At 68.4% G+C, this 23,825-nt stretch carries 24 protein-coding genes and 1 pseudogene; 13 read left to right on the top strand and 12 right to left on the bottom strand.

What is annotated here, in order from left to right; genetic code table 11:
* Nucleotides 1-850: pseudogene (locus NA4_RS17105) on the top strand (RNB domain-containing ribonuclease); the annotation flags it as partial.
* A 48-nt stretch (nucleotides 851-898) separates the two neighbouring features.
* Here NA4_RS17105 and NA4_RS17100 read toward each other — a convergent pair.
* From NA4_RS17100 to panB, 4 genes are all read right to left on the bottom strand, one after another.
* Complete coding sequence (locus NA4_RS17100; RefSeq protein ID WP_067470637.1) at nucleotides 899-1,765, bottom strand: CHAD domain-containing protein; 867 nt, start codon at nucleotides 1,763-1,765, stop codon at nucleotides 899-901.
* Between the two features lie 5 nt (nucleotides 1,766-1,770).
* Nucleotides 1,771-2,733, bottom strand: coding sequence for a prolyl aminopeptidase (pip, locus tag NA4_RS17095; protein ID WP_067470633.1), 963 nt, complete (start codon nucleotides 2,731-2,733; stop codon nucleotides 1,771-1,773).
* 13 nt (nucleotides 2,734-2,746) lie between these two features.
* Entirely contained in the window at nucleotides 2,747-3,184 is a 438-nt protein-coding gene (locus NA4_RS17090) for a hypothetical protein (protein WP_067470632.1), read from the bottom strand.
* 180 nt (nucleotides 3,185-3,364) lie between these two features.
* Nucleotides 3,365-4,222: a 3-methyl-2-oxobutanoate hydroxymethyltransferase gene (gene panB, locus NA4_RS17085; RefSeq protein ID WP_067470631.1), complete on the bottom strand. Its 858-nt coding sequence runs from the start codon at nucleotides 4,220-4,222 to the stop codon at nucleotides 3,365-3,367.
* 177 nt (nucleotides 4,223-4,399) lie between these two features.
* On the opposite strand from panB, the gene NA4_RS17080 reads away from it, so the two are divergent.
* The 3 genes from NA4_RS17080 to NA4_RS17070 all read left to right on the top strand — a co-directional run bounded on the left by NA4_RS17080 (nucleotide 4,400) and on the right by NA4_RS17070 (nucleotide 10,521).
* Nucleotides 4,400-5,947 (top strand): alpha/beta hydrolase, encoded by a 1,548-nt coding sequence (locus tag NA4_RS17080; protein WP_067470630.1) that lies wholly within the window; start codon nucleotides 4,400-4,402, stop codon nucleotides 5,945-5,947.
* A gap of 165 nt (nucleotides 5,948-6,112) precedes the next feature.
* Entirely contained in the window at nucleotides 6,113-7,453 is a 1,341-nt protein-coding gene (locus NA4_RS17075; protein WP_067470629.1) for a glutamine synthetase family protein, read from the top strand.
* Nucleotides 7,454-7,509: 56 nt separating this feature from the next.
* Entirely contained in the window at nucleotides 7,510-10,521 is a 3,012-nt protein-coding gene (locus NA4_RS17070) for a bifunctional [glutamine synthetase] adenylyltransferase/[glutamine synthetase]-adenylyl-L-tyrosine phosphorylase (protein WP_067470628.1), read from the top strand.
* A 5-nt stretch (nucleotides 10,522-10,526) separates the two neighbouring features.
* Here the strand turns inward: NA4_RS17070 and NA4_RS17065 are convergent, their stop codons facing one another.
* The 3 genes from NA4_RS17065 to NA4_RS17055 all read right to left on the bottom strand — a co-directional run bounded on the left by NA4_RS17065 (nucleotide 10,527) and on the right by NA4_RS17055 (nucleotide 12,817).
* Nucleotides 10,527-11,363 carry an alpha/beta hydrolase gene (locus NA4_RS17065; RefSeq protein WP_245671431.1) on the bottom strand — a complete coding sequence of 279 codons (837 nt, stop codon included), beginning with the start codon at nucleotides 11,361-11,363 and terminating at the stop codon, nucleotides 10,527-10,529.
* Nucleotides 11,364-11,879: 516 nt separating this feature from the next.
* Nucleotides 11,880-12,434, bottom strand: a complete 555-nt coding sequence (locus tag NA4_RS17060; protein WP_067470627.1) for a GNAT family N-acetyltransferase — start codon at nucleotides 12,432-12,434, stop codon at nucleotides 11,880-11,882.
* Nucleotides 12,431-12,817 (bottom strand): winged helix-turn-helix transcriptional regulator, encoded by a 387-nt coding sequence (locus tag NA4_RS17055; RefSeq protein ID WP_067470626.1) that lies wholly within the window; start codon nucleotides 12,815-12,817, stop codon nucleotides 12,431-12,433. The genes NA4_RS17060 and NA4_RS17055 overlap by 4 nt, the downstream gene beginning before the upstream one ends.
* Nucleotides 12,818-12,921: 104 nt before the next feature.
* Here NA4_RS17055 and NA4_RS17050 point away from each other — a divergent pair, with 104 nt between their 5' ends.
* Together NA4_RS17050 and NA4_RS17045 are read left to right on the top strand one after the other, a co-directional pair.
* Nucleotides 12,922-13,248, top strand: coding sequence for a YciI family protein (locus NA4_RS17050; RefSeq protein ID WP_043689051.1), 327 nt, complete (start codon nucleotides 12,922-12,924; stop codon nucleotides 13,246-13,248).
* A 2-nt stretch (nucleotides 13,249-13,250) separates the two neighbouring features.
* Nucleotides 13,251-13,889, top strand: coding sequence for a cysteine hydrolase family protein (locus tag NA4_RS17045; protein WP_067470625.1), 639 nt, complete (start codon nucleotides 13,251-13,253; stop codon nucleotides 13,887-13,889).
* A gap of 160 nt (nucleotides 13,890-14,049) precedes the next feature.
* On the opposite strand, the gene NA4_RS17040 is transcribed toward NA4_RS17045, so the two are convergent.
* Nucleotides 14,050-14,670: a hypothetical protein gene (locus NA4_RS17040; protein ID WP_067470624.1), complete on the bottom strand. Its 621-nt coding sequence runs from the start codon at nucleotides 14,668-14,670 to the stop codon at nucleotides 14,050-14,052.
* A gap of 173 nt (nucleotides 14,671-14,843) precedes the next feature.
* On the bottom strand, nucleotides 14,844-15,098 hold the full coding sequence (locus NA4_RS17035; protein WP_067470623.1) for an alpha/beta fold hydrolase: 255 nt from the start codon (nucleotides 15,096-15,098) through the stop codon (nucleotides 14,844-14,846).
* Between the two features lie 41 nt (nucleotides 15,099-15,139).
* Here NA4_RS17035 and NA4_RS17030 point away from each other — a divergent pair, with 41 nt between their 5' ends.
* The 4 genes from NA4_RS17030 to NA4_RS17015 all read left to right on the top strand — a co-directional run bounded on the left by NA4_RS17030 (nucleotide 15,140) and on the right by NA4_RS17015 (nucleotide 17,815).
* On the top strand, nucleotides 15,140-15,391 hold the full coding sequence (locus tag NA4_RS17030) for an antibiotic biosynthesis monooxygenase family protein (RefSeq protein ID WP_245671430.1): 252 nt from the start codon (nucleotides 15,140-15,142) through the stop codon (nucleotides 15,389-15,391).
* A 54-nt stretch (nucleotides 15,392-15,445) separates the two neighbouring features.
* Nucleotides 15,446-16,387: an endonuclease/exonuclease/phosphatase family protein gene (locus tag NA4_RS17025; protein WP_067470621.1), complete on the top strand. Its 942-nt coding sequence runs from the start codon at nucleotides 15,446-15,448 to the stop codon at nucleotides 16,385-16,387.
* A gap of 205 nt (nucleotides 16,388-16,592) precedes the next feature.
* Nucleotides 16,593-17,033, top strand: coding sequence for a hypothetical protein (locus NA4_RS17020; protein WP_067470620.1), 441 nt, complete (start codon nucleotides 16,593-16,595; stop codon nucleotides 17,031-17,033).
* A gap of 89 nt (nucleotides 17,034-17,122) precedes the next feature.
* Nucleotides 17,123-17,815, top strand: a complete 693-nt coding sequence (locus NA4_RS17015) for a class I SAM-dependent methyltransferase (RefSeq protein WP_067470619.1) — start codon at nucleotides 17,123-17,125, stop codon at nucleotides 17,813-17,815.
* Between the two features lie 45 nt (nucleotides 17,816-17,860).
* Here the strand turns inward: NA4_RS17015 and NA4_RS17010 are convergent, their stop codons facing one another.
* Nucleotides 17,861-18,262, bottom strand: coding sequence for a helix-turn-helix domain-containing protein (locus tag NA4_RS17010; protein WP_157129083.1), 402 nt, complete (start codon nucleotides 18,260-18,262; stop codon nucleotides 17,861-17,863).
* A 72-nt stretch (nucleotides 18,263-18,334) separates the two neighbouring features.
* On the opposite strand from NA4_RS17010, the gene NA4_RS17005 reads away from it, so the two are divergent.
* From NA4_RS17005 to NA4_RS16995, 3 genes are all read left to right on the top strand, one after another.
* Nucleotides 18,335-19,273: an NAD(P)/FAD-dependent oxidoreductase gene (locus NA4_RS17005; RefSeq protein WP_067470635.1), complete on the top strand. Its 939-nt coding sequence runs from the start codon at nucleotides 18,335-18,337 to the stop codon at nucleotides 19,271-19,273.
* Nucleotides 19,274-19,281: 8 nt separating this feature from the next.
* Nucleotides 19,282-20,703: an MDR family MFS transporter gene (locus tag NA4_RS17000; protein WP_067470617.1), complete on the top strand. Its 1,422-nt coding sequence runs from the start codon at nucleotides 19,282-19,284 to the stop codon at nucleotides 20,701-20,703.
* 359 nt (nucleotides 20,704-21,062) lie between these two features.
* Nucleotides 21,063-22,508 (top strand): neutral zinc metallopeptidase, encoded by a 1,446-nt coding sequence (locus tag NA4_RS16995; RefSeq protein WP_067470616.1) that lies wholly within the window; start codon nucleotides 21,063-21,065, stop codon nucleotides 22,506-22,508.
* A 3-nt stretch (nucleotides 22,509-22,511) separates the two neighbouring features.
* Here NA4_RS16995 and NA4_RS16990 read toward each other — a convergent pair whose 3' ends face one another.
* Nucleotides 22,512-22,964: a 6,7-dimethyl-8-ribityllumazine synthase gene (locus NA4_RS16990; RefSeq protein ID WP_067470615.1), complete on the bottom strand. Its 453-nt coding sequence runs from the start codon at nucleotides 22,962-22,964 to the stop codon at nucleotides 22,512-22,514.
* A 9-nt stretch (nucleotides 22,965-22,973) separates the two neighbouring features.
* The coding region (locus tag NA4_RS16985; protein WP_245671429.1) for an alpha/beta hydrolase at nucleotides 22,974-23,825 on the bottom strand (852 nt) is incomplete at its 5' end.

Raw genomic sequence — 23,825 nt, 5'->3', positions numbered from 1 at the left:
CGGCGCGATCGGGTTGCGCCTGCCCGCGCAATCCGTCGTCCAGGACGAGCGCGCCGACGGACACTGGCGGCTGGTGGTCGAACCGCGCACCGCCGCCGACGACTGGAACGAACAGGTCTCGCTGCTGACCGGCATGTGTGCGGCGCAGATCATGCTGAACGGGAACGTTCCCGCCGAGGAGCGAGTCGCGCTGCTGCGCACCATGCCGCCACCGGCCGAATCCGCGATCGACTCCATGCGCCGCACCGCGCACGCGCTGGGCGTGGCCTGGCCCGCCGAGGAAGCGGTCGGGCAGATGCTGGCGCGGCTGGACCCCAACACGCCCGCGGCGCTGGTGCTGATGTCCGAGGCGACAACGCTGCTGCGGGGTGCGTCCTACACCGTGGTCGCCGGCGCCGCCGGAGCGCCGGCCGCACCGGAAGCCGTGCGGCACAGTGGTATCGGCGCGCCGTACGCGCACGTCACCGCCCCCCTGCGACGGCTGTCGGATCGATTCGCGACCGAGATCTGCCTGGCCCGGTGCGCGGGCACCGAGGTGCCGCGCTGGGTACGGGACGGGCTGGTGCGCACGGCCGACACCATGCGGCGCAGCGATGGTGTCGCGAGCAAGATCGAGCGCGCCTGCATCGATCTGACCGAGTCGACCTTGCTGGCGCAGCGGATCGGCGCCGAGTTCGATGCCGTGGTGGTGCGCGAGGGCAACGGCAATCGTCCTGCGGTGATCTTCATCGCCGATCCGCCGGTCCTCGGACCGTGTTCGGGCGGGCCGCCCGAAGGGGCGGCGGTGCGGGTACGCCTGTTGTCGGCGGACCCGAGGGAGCGGAAAGTGAGCTTCGCGTATCCGGCGTGAATGTCGGGCAGCGCGGCTGGTGCTCAGCCCGCCGGTCCTATCGGTGATCTACCCGAACAGCGCCGCGGCGGTGGCGGGATAGCGGCTCAGTTCGCGGCCGGCCGCGGCGTCCTCGGCGTCGGCGAGGATCTCGTAGAGGTCCGCGGGCTCGCCCGCCGCGGCGGCCTCGGCCGCTCGATCGAGGATCGTACGGTGGGATTCCACCGCGTCCCGGTGGTCGCCGAGTACCGTCTGCAGCTTCTTCGCGCGGCTGCCCAGATCGGTGGCGTCGCCGACTACCTGCGCCGCCGCCTCGCACGAGTACCGTAAGCGCTTGGCGCTCTTACGAATATCGTGCAGCAGCTCGATGCGCTCGGTCGCGGACACGGTGGGCTCGGCGCGGACGAGTGATTCGACACGGGCGAGATCGCGGCGCAGTACCTCGCCGAAGACGTCGGCGGCCTTCGCAGTCACGCGGGAGCGGCGCAGTGGCGGGCCGGTGCGCCATGCGGACAGTTCGTCGCGCAGCGTGCGGTAGCGTTTGCTGTCCAACGCGGTCAGGACCTGGTCGTGGGCCCGGCGATAGCGATCTCGTTCGGCGATCACCAGACGCGCGGTGACGGGGCCGAGTTCGGCGGGCGGGGTCTGCCCGGCGTGGTCGGCCAGGAGGGTGGCGAACCGGTCGGCGCGCACCTCCGCGTCGCGGGCCTCCCCGAGTAGCCCGGCCAGCCACTTGAGCTCCGTGACCATCGCTGCGGCCGGCTCCTTGCCGAAGAGCCTGCGATAGGACTGCAACACGCTCCGCAGCCTGCGCGTGGCCACCCGCATCTGGTGCACGGAATCCGGTGCGTCGGAACGGACTTCGGGCTCGGCGGCGAACAGCCGGTCGATATCGTCCCGCAGTGCGGCGACGAGAGCGCCCTCGGCCGTGGTCATCGTGCTCACCCCTCCTTCGCGAATCGGTCGGTCGCTTCGACCAGGTGATGGGTGATGCCGGGCTCGTTCGCCGCGTGCCCGGCGTCGGCGACGATGTGCAGGACCGAACCGGGCCACGCCCGGTGCAGTTCCCACGCGCTGACCGCCGGGCAGACGATGTCGTGGCGACCCTGCACGATCACGACGGGGATGTGCGTGATGGCGCCGATGTCGCGCAGCAGCTGGCCCTCCTCGAGGAACCCGCCGTGGCGGAAGTAGTGGTTCTCGATCTTGGCGAAGGCCAGCGCGAACCGGGGCTCGGCCGTTTCGGCGATCCGATCCGGTTGCGGCAGAAGCGAACTCGTCGCACCCTCCCAGGTGGACCACGCGATCGCGGCCGCGCGGGCGACCTGCTCGTCGGGCGAGTGCAGCAGCCGGTGATAGACCTCGACGAGATTCTGGTCGCGCTCGTCTTCCGGCACCGGCGCGAGGAACTTCGCCCACTCGTCCGGGTAGACGTAGCCTGCGGCGCCGTTGTAGTACCAGTCGATTTCCTTGCGGCGCAGCAGGAAGACGCCGCGCAGCACCAGTTCGGTCACACGTTCGGGATACCGCTGCGCGTAGGCCAGCGCGAGCGTGGAACCCCATGAGCCGCCGAACAGCAGCCAGCGCTCGATGCCGAGATGCGTGCGCAGCGCTTCCATGTCGGCGATCAGGTGCCGGGTGGTGTTGTGCTCCAGGGTCGCGCCATCGGCGAGGTGTGGCGTGGAGCGGCCACAGCCGCGCTGGTCGAACAGCACGATCCGGTAGACGGCCGGGTCGAAGAACTGCCGGTGGTACGGCGCGGTGCCGCCACCGGGGCCACCGTGCAGGAACACCGCGGGCTTGCCGTCCGGATTGCCGCTGACCTCCCAATACACCGACTGGCCCGCGCCGACCGCCAGCATGCCGGAGTCGTACGGTTCGATCTTGGGGTAGGGGGTACGCATGCGGCCCGCCCGGTCAGAAGGCGAGTCCGGAGGCCAGGTCCGGAATTCCCAGTGCCTCGATGGCCTGCTGGCGCACGTCGGCGCAGCTCTTGGTGGTGGTGCGGTCGATGATCGCCTTGTCGGCCAGCACCGCGGCGTTGATGCCGCCGTTGCGCAGCGCCCACTCGTGCACGAGCGCGTTGAGCCCGATCTTGCCCAGCGTTCCGCCCTGGATACGCCAGTTGGACAGTTCCGGCCGGATCATCTCGCACAGCTGGTTCCCGGCAGCGTCGGAGATCTCCGGGCTGGCCGGCGTGGTGCGGGCGGTGGTCGTGCCCGGCGCGGCGGAGGTCGTGGTCGACGTCGCGCTGCCGGTGGGGGCCGACTCGCTGCCGCACGCGGTCAACGCCGCGGCGGCGAAAACGCCCGCGATCAGCAGGGAGCTGCGTGAAATCCAACGGCTGTACGGCATCGGTACCTCTGGTCGTGTCGGTATTGTCGGCATCGAGTCTGCCATTGATTTCGCCGACCGGCCCGAACCGGTTTGTTCCGCTGGGAATAGTTCCGCCGAGCTGTTACAGCGCTGGGCCGGGCAGCGCGACGCATGTGCTGCACTGCCCGGCCGGTCATCGTCTTCGGCGGGAACGCCGGCTCAGAAGCCGTGTTCGGGCCCGGGGAAGGTGCCCTGGCGCACTTCGGCGGCGTAAGCGGCGGCCGCGGAGCGCAATTCGTCCCCGACGTGGCCGAAGCGCTTGACGAACTTCGCGGTCTTGCCGCTGGTGTAGCCGGCCATGTCCTGCCAGACCAGCACCTGTGCGTCGGTCTCGGCGCCCGCGCCGATGCCGATGGTGGGGATGGTCAGCTTCCGGGTGACCTGTCCGGCCAGCTCCGCGGGCACCATCTCCATGACGACGGAGAACGCGCCCGCCTCCTGCACCGCGATCGCGTCGGCGATCAGCTGCTCGGCGCCGTCCCCGCGACCCTGCACGCGGAAACCGCCCAGGGTGTTCACGCTCTGCGGGGTGAAGCCGATGTGCGCCATCACCGGGATGCCCGCCGCGGTGATCACCGCGATCTGCTCGGCCACGCGCTCGCCGCCCTCCAGCTTCACCGCATGCGCCCCGCCCTCCTTCATGAACCGGGTCGCGGTAGCCAGCGCCTGCTGCGGCGAGGATTCGTAGGTGCCGAACGGCAGGTCGGCCACCACCAGCGCGTGCGGCGCGCCGCGCACCACGCCACGGACCAGCGGGATGAGCTCGTCCACGGTGATCGGCACGGTGGTGTCGTAGCCGTACACGACGTTGGCCGCCGAGTCGCCGACCAGCAGTACCGGGATGCCTGCCGCTTCGAACAGCCGTGCCGTGGAGTAGTCGTAGGCGGTCAGCATCGCCCAGCGCTCACCGTCGGCTTTCATCTGCCGCAGATGGTGCACCCGGGTCTTGCGCACGACCTTCTTGGATTCAGCGGGCACCGCACCGTAGACAGGGGTTTCCGAATCGGATACGGACATCATCGTCCCTTTCGTCTGTGTCGCCTCGGGGCCCGTCCGGGTCCCCGGGATTGCTTGACGAAACCCAGTGTGCCACCCGCCACCCCGGCGGATTAAGGCCGATGACCGGTGCAATTGGTCACACCGGCGGGCGGGTTTGCCCGAGGGGCCTTCGGTGTTTGCTGGCAATATCAAGGTATGTCGACGGTGCGGAGTGGGCGCGGTGCGCTCGTGGTGGCGGTGCTGGCCTCGGTTGCTGTGCTCGGCGCAGCGGGGTGCGCGATCACCCGCACCGAAACAGGGCAGCCGATGCCGGCGCCGCCCGCCGGCCTGGAGGAGTTCTACGGCCAGACCGTGCAGTGGGGCGAATGCACCGGATTCGGCGGACCGGACGACCGTCTTCCGCCGAACACCGAGTGCGCGCGGATCACCGTTCCGGTGGACTACGCGGCGCCGGACGGGCCTGCCGCACAGATCGCGGTGTCCCGGGTCCGCGCGACCGGTCACCGCATCGGTTCGCTGCTGATGAATCCGGGCGGGCCGGGGGAGTCCGGGCTCGGCATGTCGTCACTGGGCAACAAGACACCGTTGGCCGAGCGCTTCGACCGGGTCGGTTTCGACCCGCGCGGCGTCGGCTCCTCCACGCCCTCGATCGTCTGCCAGACCGCGCAGGAGCAGGACGCCGAGCGCGCCGAGCCGCAGGAGGACTACTCACCGGAGGGCATCGCCGAGGCCGAGGCGGACAACCGCCGCTACGCCGACCGCTGCGCCGAGCGGACCGGCAAGGGCTTCCTCGCCCATGTCGGCACCCGCGAGGTGGTGCAGGACCTCGATGTCATGCGGGCCGCGCTCGGTGACCCGAAGCTGAGCTACGTCGGTTACTCCTACGGCACCAAGATCGGCTCGGCCTACGCGGAGAAGTTCCCGGACCGCGTGCGCGCCCTCGTGCTCGACGGCGCCATCGATTCCTCGCAGGACCCGGTGCAGGAGTCGTTGCGGCAGGCTGCGGGCTTCCAGAAGGTGTTCGACGCCTACGCCGCCGACTGCGCCGAGCAATCGGACTGCCCGCTCGGCACCGATCCGGCGCAGGCGGTTCGGCGGTTCCGCGAGCTGGTCGACCCGCTGTGGGACAAGCCGGCGCCGACCACCGACCCGCGCGGGCTGAGCTACGGCGACGCGCTCACGGGTGTGCGTCAAGCGCTCTACACCGACGAGCTGTGGAAAGCGCTGACCCTTGGATTGTCCGAACTGCGCGACGGGCGCGGCGACACACTGCTGGTGCTGGCCGACCTGTACGACGGCCGCCGCGAGGACGGCAGCTACACCAACACCACCGACGCGTTCAACGCCATCCGCTGCGTGGACGATCCACGCATCGCCGACCGCGCCGTGGTGGGACGGCAGGACGCCGAATACCGCAAGGCGGCGCCGTTCCTGGACGACGGCCGCGGCACGGGTGCGGCGCCGCTGGAGCTGTGTACGGCCTGGCCGGTGCCGAATACCATTGAGCCGCATCGGATTTCGGTGAACGGCCTGCCGAGGACCGTGGTGGTGTCCACCACCGAGGATCCGGCGACGCCGTACCAGGCCGGTGTCGACCTGGCCGGCCAGCTGGGTGCCGCGCTGATCACCTACCGCGGCAACCGGCACACGGTGGCGCTGGCGGGCGGTGCGCCCTGCGTGGACGACGCGGTCATCGCCTATCTGGTCGACCTGTCCGAACCCGCGCCGGGACTCACCTGCTGAGCTCATCGGATCGGTTGCTGAACGGTGACGCGAAGTCGCCCACGCCCGGGAAAACCTCACAAAGCGGACGATTCGGCTGTGCGGAGTCTTCCGAAAAAATCCTGCTCAGCAATCTTAAGCGTGTATGTAACACAGATTTAACGCCGGATGCTTACGCTCGCGGGCATGGATCGCCAGAAGGAATTCGTGCTGCGGACGCTCGAAGAGCGGGACATCCGCTTCGTGCGTCTCTGGTTCACCGACGTCTTGGGCTACCTCAAGTCCGTGGCGATTGCTCCCGCCGAGCTAGAAGGCGCGTTCGAAGAGGGTATCGGCTTCGACGGCTCGGCCATCGAGGGCTTCGCCCGGGTCTCCGAGGCCGACATGGTCGCCCGGCCCGATCCGTCGACCTTCCAGGTGCTGCCGTGGGCCACCAGCAAGGGCCACCAGCACTCCGCGCGCATGTTCTGCGACATCACCATGCCCGACGGCTCGCCGTCCTGGGCCGACCCGCGCCACGTGCTGCGCCGCCAGCTCAACAAGGCCGGCGACGTGGGTTTCAGCTGCTACGTGCACCCCGAGATCGAGTTCTTCCTGCTGGAGAACGGCCCGCACGACGGCACCCTGCCGATTCCGGCCGACACCGGCGGCTTCTTCGACCAGGCGGTGCACGATTCGGCGCCGAACTTCCGCCGCCACGCCATCGACGCGCTGGAGTCCATGGGCATCTCCGTGGAATTCAGTCACCATGAGGGCGCTCCCGGCCAGCAGGAGATCGACCTGCGCTACGCCGACGCGCTGTCCATGGCCGACAACGTGATGACCTTCCGCTACCTGATCAAGGAAGTGGCCATCGACGAGGGCGTGCGCGCGACGTTCATGCCCAAGCCGTTCCCCCAGTACCCCGGCTCGGCGATGCACACGCACATGAGCCTGTTCGAGGGCGAGACGAACGCCTTCCACGACCCCGACGACCCGATCAACCTGTCGGAGACGGCTCGGGCGTTCATCGCGGGCATCCTCGAGCACGCCCCGGAGATCAGCGCGATCACCAACCAGTGGGTGAACTCCTACAAGCGCCTCATCCACGGCGGCGAGGCGCCCACCGCGGCCTCCTGGGGCCGGTCCAACCGCTCCGCGCTGGTGCGGGTGCCGATGTACACGCCGAACAAGGCCTCCTCGCGTCGCGTCGAGATCCGCAGCCCGGACTCCGCGTGCAACCCCTACCTGACCTTCGCCGTGCTGCTCGCGGCCGGTCTGCGGGGCATCGAGAAGGGCTACAACCTGCCGCCGGAGGCGGAGGACGACGTGTGGTCGCTGACCACCGCCGAGCGGCGCGCGATGGGCTTCCGCGAACTGCCCGGCACGCTGGACGAGGCGTTGCAGGCGATGGAGCGCTCCGAGCTGGTCGCCGAGACGCTCGGCGAGCACGTGTTCGACTTCTTCCTGCGCAACAAGCGCAGGGAGTGGGCGGACTACCGCAGCCAGGTCACGCCATTCGAGCTCAAGGAATACCTGGGGTTGTGACCCGGGAGTGACCTTCGGCGGCATGCCCGCGGTCTCGGCCGGGTAATTTGAAAGCCATGGTCCGGCCACCGTCTGCCCGTTCTGCTGTCCCCGGCGTCGGTCGGCTCGGATTGCTCGATCCGTCCGCTGCCGCGTCGCTGCGCGAACTGGGCTGGGACAACGTCGAGAGTATTCCCGTGCTGTGGGCGCTGTCCCGCGCGCCGGACGCCGATCTCGCGTTGCACACGCTCATGCGACTGCGCGAGAGCATCGGCGACGAGTGGGCTGCCGTCGATTCGGCGATTCGCACGGATACGTCGTTGCGCGGCAGGCTTTTCGCGTTGCTCGGCTCGTCCAGCACATTGGGCGATCACCTGGTCGCCCGGCCGTCTGTCTGGGAGACCTTGCGCCGCAAGAATTTACCCGGTCGCGACGAGGTGATCGCCGACCTGCTGGCCGTCATCGAGGCGGAGCAGGAGCAGGGGCCCAACGCGGCGCCGATGCTGCTGCGCGCCGGGATCTCCGGTCCAGAGGTGGTGGCGTTGTTGCGCCGGCGCTACCGCGACCACCTGATGTTGCTGGCTGCGCTGGACTTGGCGGCCACCGTGGAGAACGAGCCGGTGCTGCCATACCAGGTGGTCGGCAGGCACCTCACCGACCTGGCCGACGCCGCCCTGACCGCGGCGCTTGCGGTCGCGGTGGCACGAGTCTGCAAGGACGAGCCGGTGCCGGTGCGGCTGGCCGTCATCGCGATGGGCAAGTGCGGCGCGTGCGAACTGAACTACGTCAGCGACGTCGACGTGGTGTTCGTCGCCGAGCCCGCCGACGCCACGGCCACGCGGCTGGCAGCCGAGTTGATGAGCGTGGCGGGCCAGGCGTTCTTCGAGGTCGATGCGGCGTTGCGGCCGGAGGGCAAGGCCGGTGCCCTGGTGCGGACGCTGGACTCGCACATCGCCTACTACAAGCGCTGGGCGCGCACCTGGGAGTTCCAGGCGCTGCTGAAGAACCGCCCGGCGACCGGTGATCTCGCGCTCGGCAGGCAGTACCGCGACGCGCTGATGCCGATGGTCTGGACGGCCTCGGAGCGTCCCGATTTCGTCGCCGACGTCCAGGCGATGCGGCGCAGGGTGGAAGACCTGGTGCCCGCCGATCTGCGCGAACGCGAACTCAAACTCGGCCACGGCAGCCTGCGTGACGTCGAATTCGCCGTGCAGCTCCTGCAATTGGTGCACGGGCGGGTGGACGAGACCTTGCACGTGCAGGGCACCGTCGAGGCGTTGACCGCGCTCGCGGCAGGCGGGTACGTCGGCCGCGACGACGCGGCGAACCTCACCGCGTCGTATGAGTTCTTACGTTTGCTCGAGCACCGCTTGCAACTACAGCGGCTGCGTCGCACGCACACGTTGCCCGCCGCCGACGACGAGGAGGGGATGCGCTGGCTGGCCCGCGCCGCACACATTCGCCCCGACGGCAGGCAGGACGCGGTGGGCGTGCTGACCAACGACATCCGCCGCAACGCGGTGCGGGTGCGGCGGTTGCACGCCAAGCTGTTCTACCGTCCGCTGCTGGAATCGGTGGTGCGGCTGGAGCCGGAGGCACTGCGCCTGAGCCCGGAAGCCGCCATCCGGCAGCTCGCCGCGCTCGGCTACGCGGCGCCGGAACACGCGCTCGGACACCTGAAGGCGCTGACCGGCGGGGTCTCCCGCAAGGGACGCATCCAGGCACTGCTGCTGCCGACGCTGCTCGAATGGCTCAGCGACACACCGAATCCCGACGCGGGCCTGCTGGCCTATCGACGGGTGTCGGAGGGGCTCGCCGACCAGACCTGGTTCCTGCGCGAACTGCGCGACGAGGGGGCCATCGCGCAGCGGCTCATGATCGTGCTCGGCTCCTCGGAATACCTGCCGGACTTACTGATCAATGCGCCGGAAACTATCCGCATGTACGCCGACGGTCCGAGCGGTCCGCTGCTGCTCGGTCCGCAGCCGGAGGAGGTCGCGCGCGGCATTCTCACCGCGTCGGCGCGCTACGAAGATCCGAAACGCGCTGTGGCCGCGGCTCGTTCGCTGCGCAGGCACGAACTGGCGCGGGTGGCGTCGGCCGACCTGCTCGGCATGCTGGACGTGCCGCAGGTGTGCCGTGCGCTGTCGTCGGTATGGGTGGCCGTGCTGGAGGCTTCGCTGGGTGCGGTGATCCGGGCCAGTGCAGCCGAGCGCGGCTCACCGGCGCCGGCCGATATCGCGGTGATCGGTATGGGCAGGCTCGGCGGCATGGAGCTCGGCTACGGCTCCGACGCCGACGTGCTGTTCGTCTGCGACCCGCGCCAGGGCGAAGACGAGACCAAGGCCGTCAAATGGGCGATCGGGGTGGCCGACCGGGTGCAGCAACTGCTCGGGGCGCCGAGTACCGATCCGCCGCTGCTGGTCGACGCCGGGTTGCGCCCGGAGGGCCGCAACGGCGCGCTGGTGCGCACGCTGGCCGCGTACGCCGCCTACTACGAGCAGTGGGCCCAGCCTTGGGAGATCCAGGCGCTCCTGCGCGCCCACCAAGTGGCGGGCGATCAGGAACTCGGGGTGCGCTTCCTGCACGTCATCGACAAAGTGCGGTATCCGGACGGCGGCGTGTCGGCCGACGCGGTGCGCGAGATCCGGCGGATCAAAGCCAGGGTGGACGCGGAGCGCCTGCCGCGCGGCGCGGACCCGGCCACCCACACCAAGCTGGGCCGCGGCGGTCTGGCCGACATCGAGTGGACAGTGCAGCTGATGCAGCTGCGGCACGCCCACGAGGTGCCGGGCCTGCACAACACCTCCACGTTGCAGTCGCTGGACGTGATCGAGCAGACCGAACTGCTGGACGCGAACGACGTGGCGCTGCTGCGCGACGCGTGGCTGACCGCGACAAAAGCGCGCAACGCCCTGGTGCTAGTGCGCGGCAAGCCCACCGACCAGCTACCCGGCCCTGGCCGCCTGCTCTCCGCCGTCGCGCGCGTGGCGGGCTGGTCCTCCGGCGACGGCAGCGAATTCCTGAACCACTACATGCGCGTCACCCGCCGCGCCAAGGCCGTGGTCGAACGCGTCTTCGGCGCCTGACTTCATCAGTTGCCGATGTGCAGTGCTCCGGCGATGGTGGGCCAGGACCGGACCAGTTCGTCGGCCCAGTACGGCCAGGAGTGTGTGCCCGTGAGTCGCAGATTCACCGTCGCGGGAATCTGCAGTTGGGTCAGCCGGTTCGCAAGTGCGAGGGCGCATCCGAAGGCTCCGGCTTCGAGAGGGCCTCCGACGGTGATGGCGTCGGGGAGTTCGACCTTGCCGGGCAGGTCGTGTTCGCCGGGGATGCCACTGCCGCTGGACAGGTAGATCGCGGTGCCGCGCAAGGCTTCCGCGTGTGCCATGACGTCGTGGGCCAGCCAGTCGGGATCATTCGGTGGGCCGAACATATTGTCCGGATTGCCGCCGTAGGTCTCGACGATCCCGCGGGCTTGAGCTTGAGCAGCGCCGGTGAGGGTGTAGCAGCCGCTGTGGGCCGCGACGACGGAATACATGCCCGGTGTCCGGAACGTGAGCATCATCGCGGCTTCGGCGCCCATGGAGACACCCTGGATTCCATTGCGGCCGCTGCCTTCGAAGTGCGTGTCGATCAGTGGCGGCAGTTCGCGGGTGAGGAACGTCTCCCATTTGTTGGTGCCGAGGACTGGATCGCGGCGCTGCCAGTCGGTGTAGAGATTGGCCGGACCGCCCGTGGTCAGCACGACGTTGACGTTTTTGTCAGCGAAGAACTCTCGCGCCCGGCCGTACTCTATCCAGCTGCTGCTGTTCTCGGGGGCGCCGCGACCGTCGAGCATGTACAGAGTTGGTCGTGGCCGGCTACGGTCGGCCGGCACCAGCAGCTGCACCTGCACGACCCGGTTCATCGCGGGCGAGTTCACGAACACTCGCAGCCACCGGTCGGTGATCGGCTCGACACGGTCGACAACCGGTAGGGGCGGGAGGGCAGAGCTTTCCGAGGGGGCTTTGTAGCCGTCGGAGGACCCCGTATTCGGGCGCGACGACGGCGGGTCCGCGACAACCACCCCGGACGCTGTCGTCAGAGCCCCTAGCATCACCGCTACCGGCGCAAGCACCCTGGCAATCCACCGCGTCCGCAAGCGCCGACCATCTGGGCGCACCACAGCAGACGGGGTCGACCTGTCTCGCCGCCCTTCTGCGGTGGGGCGGTTTCGATCAACAGTTTCTTCGCTGCTGGCGTGACCAGCGCGAACAGCAGGACCCTCGAAGACGCGTCGCACTCCTACTAGTAGACCAGGAAACAAGCAGATTCCTCACATTGGGAACGAGCAAACCGTGCGATCTTCCTCCTGCACCGGTACCCGCTTTACTCGTGATCTCGACTCCCACCTGCTGCTTTGTGGTGCTGGTGGCCCGTCTTCAACGCTGTGGGCTGTGAGCCGTCAGACCCGGGTGCGCGAAGAGGTATGAGACATTTGATATTCGCCCTGTCGTCGGAACCACAGAAGCATTGTCACGCTCGTGGTTCCGGCGCGGTTGATGATTTCGGAGTCGGCGACGTCGATGAAGCCGATGCGGGTGTAGAGGCGGCGGGCAGGATTTTCGGCTCGGACGCTGAGGCTGATGGCGGGGTATCGGGATCGGGCTTCGGCGATGAGGCGGGTCAGCAGGGCGGTGCCCAGCCCGGTACCGCGAGCGGCCGGTGCGACGGCGATGGCGAGTTCCGGGATGGTGTCCTCGACGTAGCCGTAGCCGGGGTTCTCGCTGGTGAACAGGCGGATCCAGGCGGCGCCCTCCGGCTCGGTCGCGGTGCCGCCGACCACGCCGAGGTCGTCCCGGTCGCCCCAGCCGTCGACGTAGCGGGACAGGTCCGGAATGGCGCGGAGGGCGTCAGGCGAGGTCAGGCCCTGTTCGGCAGCGTGCGACGCCTCGTACAGCATTGCCCAGAGGAATGGCTCGTCATCGCGGGTAGCGGGGCGGAGCAGCGGCGGTGTCACGAAGCGCCATCGCCCTGGGCATGGGCCGGGCCGGGCATCGCTTCGGAGAATGCGGGAAGGGCGAGGCCGGTGCGGGCGGCGCGGGCTTCGCCCCAGTCGTAGAGCGCGGTGAGCACGGGGACGAGGGTGCGGCCCTCGTCGGTGAGGGTGTATTCGACTCGAGGCGGCACGGTGTCGAAGACGGTGCGGTGGACCAGGCCGTCGGATTCCAGCTCGCGTAATTGCTGGACCAGCATCTTCTCGCTGGTGGAAGGCATTCGCCTGCGCAGCTCGCCGTAGCGGTGCACGCCCTCCTTCAGGTGGGCGAGGATCACCGGTTTCCACTTGCCGCCGATCAGGTCGACGGTCACCTCCACGGCGCAGTTGTAGCGCTTGCCGGGCACAAGACCTCCGGGGTACTCACTGAAAAGTGCGTTCTTGTAAGACTGTAATCATCGCGATTCCATGAATGCCGTTCAGATCAACGCGACCATGGAGCGAAAAACCTATGAAGGTCATCGTTTTCGACCGATTCAAGCCGGGCGTCACGCTGGAGACGATCAACCCGTACCTGCCCGAGGAGGTCGCCAATGTGTGGCGGCTGTGGAAGGCGGGCATCGTGCGGGAGAACTACGCCCGCGCCGACGAGCCCGGGGTGGTGATCGTGTTCGAAGTCGACAGCGTCGAAGAGGCACAGAAGTACGTCGCGGACTTCCCGCTCACCAAAGCCGGGTACCTGGAGTGGACCTACGTTCCGGTGCAGGCGCCGTTGCCGCTGGAGGCGCTGATGGACCCGGCGGTCGACGTCGCCGAGCCCTACGACCGGACCGCGTGACCATGCGACACGCCTTCGGCCTCAGCATTCCGCAAACCGTGCAGGACGCCTGCGATCCCGCGCGAATGGCCCTGCTCATCTACGACATGCAGGTCGGCATCGTGCGCCAGATCCCGGAAGGGGACAAGATCGTACGGGCATGCGTGCAGCTGCGTGATGCCGCACGTGCGGGCGGTTTCCGGGTGTTCTACACCCGGCACATGTCGCTGCCGGTCGCCGCGTCCGGCGTCGCCCAGCTGCGCACCGCCATGCAGTGGCAGCGCGTCGACGACCCTTCCGAGCTCCTCTCCACCTTCCCGCAGGGCTCACCGCAGTTCCAGCTGGTCCCCGAGTTGTCCCCAAACCCCGACGAGGTGGTCTTCGACAAGATCACCATGTCCGCCTTCGCCGCGACTCCGCTCGATATCGCGTTGCGCGACTGCGGAATCGACACGTTCGCTGTGGCGGGCATCGCCATGGAGGTGGGCATCGAGCCAACCGTCCGTCACAGCCTGGATCTCGGCTACCTGCCGATCATCGTCACCGACGGCTGCGGCGCCGGCCATCCGGCGGCCGCCGAACGATCCCATGCCACTTTGGAATTCGCCGGCGGCTCACTGACTGCGGACACCGCGACGCTCACGGGGCTGATGAGCCGGTGACTGCGGTGAGACCGCCTGGGGCCGAACTACGGCGATAGTTCCCGCCACGTCTCTCGGCCCACCCGGCAGGCCCGTGGTGGATCCACTGGATTCGCCCGGCTTCGGCAATGCGCTCATCGCGTCGGCCACGGGCCTGTCGGCGAGACTGTCTATGACGCCGTCACCCGCGCGTGGCTTTGCCGCCATTCGGCGCTACCGCGAACCATGTCCCACCGACGCCCTGGCCGAGCAGATCCCCCGGCTTCTTGTCCTTCGAGAAGTAGTACACCGGCCAACCACCGATGGTGATCTGGCAGGTACCATCGCCACGCTCGATGAACCCTACGAGCTGCGGGTCGACGCCCGACGCGTAGACCGATTGATCACGGGCAACGATCAGCGGCGGCCAGGTCACGGCACACTGCCCAGCGCAGTTGGACGCAGACGGCTTCGCGGTGTCCTTGTCGAACCGGTACAGCGACCGGCCCGACCCGTCCGACACATACGGTCCGGCACTCGGATCGCTGGTCACATTGAGCTGCACCGCATTCGCGGTCCCGGCCGGGGCTGCTCCGCGGTAGATCTTCAGCCAGCCCTGCGTCTTCGCCACCGCGGGGGCCTGCCCGGCGGGCGCCTGTGCGGCGGTCGCCGTGGTCGACAATGCTGCCTGCGACGCCGACGCGACCACCGGCTCGGGCCGTCCGCCCGTGTCGCCACCACAGGCGCTCAGCAGGCCTGCGAGAACGACCGCGGTCGCCGCGACCGGCACGGCGGCACGCTGGAATCGTACGGCTGAACTCATGTTTCGGTCCCTTCGTCGCTGTTCGACCAGGTGCACAGCGCATCTCGTCACCCGGTACTACGAACTGCCACGACCACCAGTTCACTCGGTGCGCCACCGCTGTGCGCTATGTCATAAACGCACCGAAGCGGCGGACACCCCTGAAGGTCGACCCTGCTACCACGACAAGCCGCTCACTTTTCTTGTGCCGCGCGCATCCGCATCTCAGGGACTTTGCTCGCTGCTCGTGGCCCCGTCACTGTTCGGGGATCGTCGGCACCGAGGAACGCGACGACATCCTGAGCGAATCGTGCCTGCACGACTACTCCCATGTGGCCGATACCGGGATAGATGACCAATTGCGCGTCCGGGATGCCCGCAGCGGTTCGGCGGAAGGTCTCGACGGGATAGAAAGCGTCGCGGTCGCCGCCGGCCACCAAGGTCGGCACGGCGATTTCACCGAGCCGGCCGCCGATATCGAATGCGCGCGATGGACAGTTTCGCCGTGGGGTGGAGCGACCGTGCGCGACTCATGCGGTCGGCTTCCGGTTTCGGCGATGTACGCCTGCACCGCGCGATTACCCCCGAGGCGCGCTTCCGGCTGGTCAACGTCGCTCACTGGGACAGCGTGTCGGCGTGGCAGGCCGCCGCGCAGAACTCGACCATGACCGCGGCGACGAACACGGCTCGCACACATGCGACACCCAACACCGCGATCTACGAGCTCGTAGGCGAATCATGAATTCCACACATGCCCCACACCGGAGCTTCATCGGCATTGCCTAGGCTCGGCCGCATGCGTAAATGGATAGACCGGGCAGTGCTCGGGATGGGGTGGTGCGCTGTGGCGGCGGGCGCTGCCGGGATCGTGCTGCATTTCGGAGCTTGGGAGCGACGGGGGCTGGTGTTGCTCGCGTCGGGGGCGTCGTACCTGATGATCGGGGCGGTCGTCGGTCTGGTGCTCATGCTGATCGCGCGCGGGTGGCGCAGTGCAGCCGTGGCCGGGGCACTGGCCATAGCGGCGCTGTGGACATTGGTACCCGCGTTCGTGCCGGAAGGGCGGGCCGCGAACGGGCCGCGGATGACCGTCATGCAATCGAACCTGCTGTTCGGCAAGGCCGATCCGGCCACCGTGGTGCGCGCGGTGCGGGACAACCGGGTCGACGTGCTGACAGTGGATGAGCTGACCGACGCGGCGGTCGAGAGCCTGGCTGGCGCGGGTCTGCTCGACGAACTGCCCTACCGCTACATCGAACCCACTGGCGGTGGGGGCGGCACCGGTATCTACAGCCGGTATCCGTTGCGGGACAACAGGAAGTACGACGGCTACATTCTGAACAACCTCTCCGCGACGATGGATCACCCGGAACGCGGTCCGATCACCGTCTTCGCCTTTCATCCGGTCCCCCCTCCGTTCAATTTCCCCGCCTGGACCGCGGAGATGCGCAAGACCCGGGAAATTCTCGACGCGCACCGCGGCCCGGCCATCGTGGGAGCCGACTTCAACGCGACCCGCGACCACACCGCCTATCGCGATCTACTGCGCGGCCGCTTCGCCTCGGCCGCCGACCAAACCGGCGCGGGCCTGCTGCCCACCTTCCCGGAAGACCGCCGCTGGGGCCCGGTGATCGGCATCGATCACATCCTGCTGGCCGACGCCACCGCCGAAGACCTGCACAGCTTCACCGTGCCGGGCTCCGACCACCGCGCCCTCATCGCCCGAATCCAGCTCCACTGATCGGCGGCCCGCCCGTCCTCGCGCAGACCCCTGATCTGCGCGAGGACGCGGAAACCTTCGTGGTGATCCGACGGCGCACCGTCCATGGCCGTCTCGGCGGAGTCATGGATGCTTTGATCGCGGTGACCAGGAGAGCTCCGGGCGACAGCACCGCGAAGCCGGTAGGGTGGTCGGCGACAACGTCTTCCATGGGCAGGGGGCGAGCATGGACAACATCGAGCGATTGCTGCTCGGGCTGTCGGCCTATCTGAGCGAGGAGTTCTCCGTCGCAAGCGCCCGCGAGGTTCGGCGTCAGCTCGAGGCCGTTCGGGATCGGATTCCGTTTCCGCCTCCGGACACGATCGAGCAGAGTCCGCTCCGAAACCTGTTCGACTACGTCGAGTTGAAGAGCCATGATGCCGTTCTCGGCCGAACGCAATGGTTGCGCGGCACGTTGGCGGAGATCGATCGAGAACTGCTGTCGGCATTGGCCGAAACCCAACGCGGCGACTTGACCGTGCACGACCTCCAAGAGATCGACAGCCACCTGTGGGATCTGCGCGACCGTGTCGACATGTTCGAGCTGATGGACGACGGTCGCTGGCCGTTGCAATGCCTCATCGCCTACGTCGACGCGAGGATGAAACGCTCCCTGGAAGCGAACTGAACGGCCGGGCCGAGCGCATACGCACCGCCCCCGAGCGCGTCGCGGGTCACATCCCGAACGTGTATCGGCTTCCCTGATATTCGTTGGCTATGACTACACCTCATGATTTCGAATTCGAAGAGGTCTACCGAGGCACAGGCGGCCCGTTCGGGCCCGGCGTCAAACCGCCGTGGAGTATCGGGGAACCCCAGCCGGAACTCGCCGCCCTGATCGAGCAGGGCAAATTCCACGGCGATGTCCTCGATGCCGGATGCGGGGAGGCGGCGATCTCGCTGTATCTGGCCGAGCGGGGCTACACCACCGTCGGCCTTGATCTGTCGCCGACCGCGGTCGAGCTGGCCCGCGCCGAGGCCGCCCGGCGCGGCCTGGCCAACGCCTCCTTCGAGGTCGCCGACATCACCTCGTTCACCGGCTACGACGGCCGCTTCGGCACCATCGTCGACAGCACGTTGTTCCATTCGATCCCGGTCGAGTCGCGGGAGGGCTATCAGCAGTCGATCGTGCGCGCCGCCGCGCCGGGCGCGTCGTACTTCGCGCTGGTGTTCGACCGAGCGGGCCTGCCCGAAGTGCCGGAACCGGGGCCATCACCGGTCACCGCCGACGAGCTTCGTGAGGTGGTGTCGAAGTACTGGGTGATCGATGAGATCAGGTCGGCGCGAATCCATGGCGACCTGCCCGCGGTGTTGCCTGCGGACGTGGGCTTCCGATTCGAGGGCATGCGCGACGAGCCCAGCGGCCGCAAGTCGGTTCCGGCCTGGCTGTTGTCGGCTCATCTGGGCTGATCCCGGCACGCAGAGCGAGGCCGAACCCGGTGATCGACCGGGCGGTCAACTCGGACGCTCTTGGTCCGGGAACCCGGAGATGCCTGCCACCAGGCGACGAAAAGCCGCACATCGGGTGAAGTCCTCCGCCGTGCAGGTCATGGCATGCTCGATCATCGATTTGGAGACTTCGAGCTGGCGCAGCCGCTGGTCCAATTCGGCGTGATGGCGGCGCAGCACGTCCTGCCGTTGCTCCCGGCTCGTCGAACGCAACAGCTGCGCCAGCTGCTCCAAGCTCATCCCGGCAGATTTGCCGCGGACGATCATCGCCACGCGCGCGATGTGGTCGGTGTCGTAGCGGCGTCGCCCGTTCACCCGAACCGTCGGCGTCAGCAGGCCCATCGACTCCCAGTGCCGCAGCACATGTGGTGCGAGATCGAACCGCGCCGCCAGCTCCCCGATCGTCATGCTCCCGGCCCCATCCCTTGACTTCATGTTGACATTAACTTGCAGAATGGCGGTGATGTCAAGGAGGAATACATGTTCGACGTGATCATCGTCGGTGGTGGGCCGGCCGGAATGGCCGCGGCATTGACGCTGGGGCGGGTGCACCGCACAGTGCTTCTGGTCGACGCAGGCCAGGGGCGAAACCATCCCGCTGCCGCGGTCCACAACTTCGTCACCCGGGACGGAACGCCGCCACAAGAGATTCGGCGAATCGGGCGGGAGGAGCTGCGGGACTATCCATCGGTACAAGTGCGAGACGGCGCGACAACCTCGGTCGGCGCCATGACCGGCGGCGGATTCGAATTGCTTCTGTCCGACGGCGATCGGGTGACCGCGCGACGGCTGCTGCTCGCCACCGGTCTCGCCGACGAAGTGCCCGACACCCCCGGGCTCGCCCCCCTGTGGGGCCGGTCGGCCTTCCACTGCCCCTACTGCCACGGTTACGAATGCACCGGCAAGCCGGTCGCCGTGATCGGATCCACCGGCCCGCGGGTGCGGCTCGCACTACAGCTGAGCCGTTTCGCCAAAGATGTCATTCTGTGCACCGACGGCAAAGCGTTGGCTGGGGATCTTCGAAACACCCTGGAGCACCACGAGATTGCGGTGCGCTGCGAGCCGATAACGCGGATCGAAGGCGAGGGTAGCGGACTCGACCGGATCGTCTTCGCAACCGGTCAGCCGCTGTCCCGGGACGCGGTGTTCGTCGAGAATCTGACCCGGCAGCACAGCGACATCGCCGAGCAGCTGGGCTGCGCGTTCCTCCCCGACGGCTGCGTCGAGGCCGACGACTACGGACGCACGAGCGTCGCCGGCGTCTACGCCGCGGGCGATATGGCCCATCGCAGCAGTCTCCCGATGCCGTTCGCGGCCGTCATCGCCGCCGCGGCATCCGGCACCGTCGCCGCGGGCGCGGTCGACCAGGACTTGCTGAGCGACGACTTCGCCCTGCCGAACCCGTTCACGAAGGGCTGACCGCGCAGATGACTCAGGTAATCGCACAGCCACGCGGCAGCATCGTGCCGCCGGCCACAGTCGGACTGATGCTCGGTGCGCTGCTCTCGGTGCTGGACCAGACGGTTGTCGCCATCGCTCTGCCGCAGATCGTCGAGGATGTGGGCGGTGCGGATTCGATCGGATGGATCGTCACGGCTTATCTGCTGGCCACGACGATCACCGGCGCGCTGTACGGCAGGCTCAGCGACAGGATCGGGAGGCGCACCGTATTCCTCGGCGCCGTCGGCATTTTCGTGCTCGCCTCCGTCCTGGCGGGACTCGCCCAGTCCCTGCCGCAATTGGTGGCGGCCCGCGCGTTGCAAGGCATCGGCGGCGGCGCGCTGTTCGTCGTACCCACCATCGCGATCTCCGAGCTCTACCCGGTGGAGCGTCGCGGGCGGATGCAGGGACTCATGGGCGCGATCTTCGCGATCGCCAGCGTGGGCGGCCCGCTCATCGGCGGCACCATCACCGACTTGGCCGGGTGGCGCTGGATCTTCTTCATCAACGTGCCGTTGGGTCTACTGTCCATCGCGTTGGTCGCTGTCGCCCTGCGGCTGCCCCGCGTCGGTGGCGGCACCCGGCTCGACTATCCGGGCGCGGCACTGCTGGCAGCCACCGTAACGTGCTTGCTGTTGATCACCGAGTGGGGCGGGCGCACCCAGAGCTGGCACTCACCGATCATCCTCGGCCTCGGTGCACTGACTGTCGTGGGACTCGCCGCGTTCCTGTGGTGGGAGCCAAGGGCCGAGCACCCGATCCTTCCGCCACGGCTGTTCGCCGACCGTACGTTGCGCATCGCACTGCCCGCGGCGCTGGTCCTCGGCGCTCTGCTCGCCGGTTCGGTCATGTACCTGCCGACCTACCTGCAAGCGGCTTTCGACATCAGCGCCACAGCGGCCGGACTCGGCGGACTCCCGTACTTCCTCTCCTTCGTGGCGGTAGCCGCCATCGCAGGCAGCAAAGCCGGTGCGACACTCCGGTTCAAGCCATACCTGCTCACCGGCTCGCTGCTCGCCACCGCCGGGATCTGGCTGCTCAGCCGACTGGGACCGGACGTGAGTTACGGCGTCGTGGCGCTGCTCCTCGTGGTCCCGGGCGTCGCCTTCGGCCTGATGGTGCAGAACTTGGTGGTCGTCACGCAGAACGCGGTCGCGCCTGCGGATCTGGCGGTCACGACGTCGGCCGCGTTGTCGCTGCGCGGCCTCGGTATGGCCGCCGGGGTCGCGCTGCTTGGCAACCTCATCGGCCGAGAACTCACCGGACAGGCACCGACCATTGACGCCATTGCCTCCGCCATCCCCGCTGCGTTGATCTGGGGTGTACCGCTGGCCGCCGCGCTCGTGGCGCTCATTCTGCTGCTGCCCCCAACCGATTCGCCCGGCGACCGGCCGAACGAGTCGACCTGATCGACCGGTCCGCCGAGCAGCGGCGAACCTGACCGATCCACACGCTCGGCGTGAGCCTGCACGGGAAGCGGTGCGCGCCGAGCGTGTACCCCAGCACGCCCGGCGATCTCGTCATCCGATTCGCCGCACGGACCGACCCTGGGGAGCGTGGCGGGATAGCGCACCTCGAGCCGTTGGCTCGGCTACTCGCCTCCGTCCGGCGCCGGTGTCCGGAGCGACTTCTCGAATCAGGGTGTGACACCAACGGCGGGTGCGCCTCGTCACGACGCCGAGACGACACTGCGCGACTGATGCGCGGAGGGTGTTCCCGGCGATTACGATGTGAGCGCTCGCGCGCGGTACTCGGGGAGGCGGGTTCGATGGCGAAGAACAGGCAATGGCGGGTCGGTGTAGTGGCCTTGCTCGCGGTGGTGACGACGGTGCTGGCGGGGTGTGCACAGGACGCGAACGAGCGTGCGGCGCAGCAGGTCTCGGCATCCGGCGGTGACTGGGAGCTGGCCGGATCGATGACCGCGACCGGCCCGAACGGTCCGCGCAAGGGCGTGCCGGACGCCAGTCTCACCGCGGCGAACGGGGACGGCGGCGCGATCGACAGACTCGCCCTCAACGCCGTCGCCGACGTGCAGGACTTCTGGACCGCGCAGTACGCCGAGCATTTTCCCGGCACCTTCAAACCGGTGACCAGGTACATCTCCTGGGATGCCAAGGCGGCCAAGGCCGAATCGGTCGTATTTTGTGAGAGCAGCACCTACCAGCTGGTGAACGCCGCCTATTGCGGTGGCGACCACACCATCGGCTGGGATCGCGGTGTGCTGCTGCCGAAGCTGGTGCAGAACTACGGCGAGATGGCGGTGGTCATGGTTCTCGCACACGAGTACGGCCACGCTATTCAAGGACAGGCCGAGCTCGCCGGCTTCCTGACCCCGCCGCTCGTGCGGGAACAGCAAGCCGACTGCCTGGCCGGTGTCTTCCTGCGTCATGTGGCCGAGGGCAATTCGGCGCATTTCACCCTCAATACCACCGACGGTCTCAATGCCGTGCTCGGCGCCACGGTGGCCGTCCGCGACCGGGATCCCAACGATCCGGAGAATGTGCACGGCTCCGCCTTCGAACGCGTGACCGCGGTGCAGATCGGCTACTCCGACGGGGCGCCGGGGTGCAAGAAGATCACCAGGAAGGAAATCGCCCAGCGGCGCGGCAATCTGCCCGTCACCTTCGAACCCGGTGAGGAGCAGGCCCAGCTTCCGGTGGACGTCACGTCGCTGACCAGTATGAGCGCGGCGCTGGCCGAGATCTTCCCGATCGCGCGGCCGCCGCGGTTCGACTACTCGGGGGCGGGCCGTACCTGCTCGAATGTCACTGTCACACGGCCGGTTTCGTATTGCCCGAGCGAGAACCGCATCGGTACCGACGTGCCCGCGCTCGCCGAGCGTGGCGCGCCGATGGCGGACGGCGACCCGCTGTCGGCGATGGTGGACGGCGACTACAACGCGTTCGTGGTCTTTGTGTCGCGGTATGCGCTCGCCGTGCAACAGGATCGCAAGCTGTCGCTGACCGGCGCCGAAACCGCGGGGCTGCGTACGGCCTGCCTCAGCGGCGTGGTGACCACCAAACTGAGCGAGCCGGGTAGCGACCCGCACCTGTCCGCGGGCGATCTGGACGAGGCGGTCTCCGGGCTGCTCGCCGACGGACTGGCGGCCGCCGACGTGAACGGCAAGGTGGTGCCGAGCGGCTACCAGCGGCTGGAGGCCTTCCGCACCGGTGTGCTGGACGGGGAGGGCGCCTGCCTGGCCAAGTTCCGCTAGTCGCTACACCGGAATGGACCGCAGCGAGCTGAGCGTGCCCGCCAAGGCGCGGGCCGCTTCGGCGCCTTTGGTGACGAAGTGCTCGGTGAAGTACGTGACGTGCTCGCTGTGCTCATGGAAGTGGTGCGGGGTGAGCACCACCGAGAACACCGGCACGTCGGTGTCCAGTTGGACCCGCATCAGCCCGTCGATCACCGCCGAGGCGACGAAGTCGTGCCGGTAGATCCCTCCGTCCACGACCAGCGCGGACGCCACGATCGCCGCGTACCGGCCGGAGTGCGCGAGACGCTTGGCGTGCAGCGGGATCTCGAAGGCGCCGGGCACCTCGTAGACGTCCACGGTGGCGGGGTCGAAGCCGAGGTCGGTGTATTCGGCGAGGAAGCCCTCGTACGCTTTGCCGACGATCGAGCTGTGCCAGCTGGCACGGATGAAGGCGATCGATCCGGTTGTTCCCATGCCGGGATACTACTGGTCGGTAACGTGCGCTTCCAGCCAGCCGACCACGTCGTCGAGCACCTTCTCCTGCTCGGGCTCGTTGAACACCTCGTGGTAGAGCCCTTCGTAGCGGATCACCGTGAGGTCCTTCGAGCCCGCGCCCCGCTCGATGAGATCCGAACTGGACGGCGCGGCGATCGCGTCGGCGGTGCCGTGCAGTACCAGCAGCGGCACGGTGAGCTGCGCCAGCCGTGCCTTGACCGCATGGGTCGCGTTCAGCATCTCGGCGCCGGTGCGGGCGGGCAGCATCCCGCGGTAGACGAGCGGATCGTTGTCGTAGGCCGCGACCACTGCCGGATCGCGACTGATCTGCGAGGAATCCAGTTTCAGCACACCGAGATTCGGGGTGAACCTGCTCAGCACCGGCGCGAGCATGCGCTGCAGCGGGTTGCCCACCGGAATGTCCAGCGGCGGCGCGGACAGCACGATGCCCGCCACGTCGATCGGCGCCCTGGTGGCCAGGTACAGCGCGATCAGGCTGCCCATCGAGTGGGCGACCAGGAAGCGCGGCACGCCGGGCTGTTCCCGGCTCGCGATGGACAGCATGGCGGCGACGTTGTCGGCGGCGCCCTCCATCGAGCCGATATTGGCCTTGCCGCCGGCCGACTTGCCGTGGCCGATGTGGTCCGGCGCGTAGACCGCGAAACCGGCGCCGACCAAGCGCTGACCGACGTGAGCGTAGCGGCCGGAGTGCTCGGCCACGCCGTGCACCAGGACGATCACGGCGCGTGCCGGGCCGTCGGGCAGCCATGCGCGCCAGGCGACCCCGCTGCCGATGCCGTCGAACTGGCCCGACTCGGTGCGGACCGCGGGTGCGGCGGG

This window comes from Nocardia amamiensis NBRC 102102 (assembly GCF_001612745.1).
Taxonomy (GTDB): Bacteria; Actinomycetota; Actinomycetes; order Mycobacteriales; family Mycobacteriaceae; genus Nocardia; species Nocardia amamiensis.
Note: the sequence above shows the minus strand (reverse complement) of the source record. Positions and strands in the feature narration are given on the sequence as shown.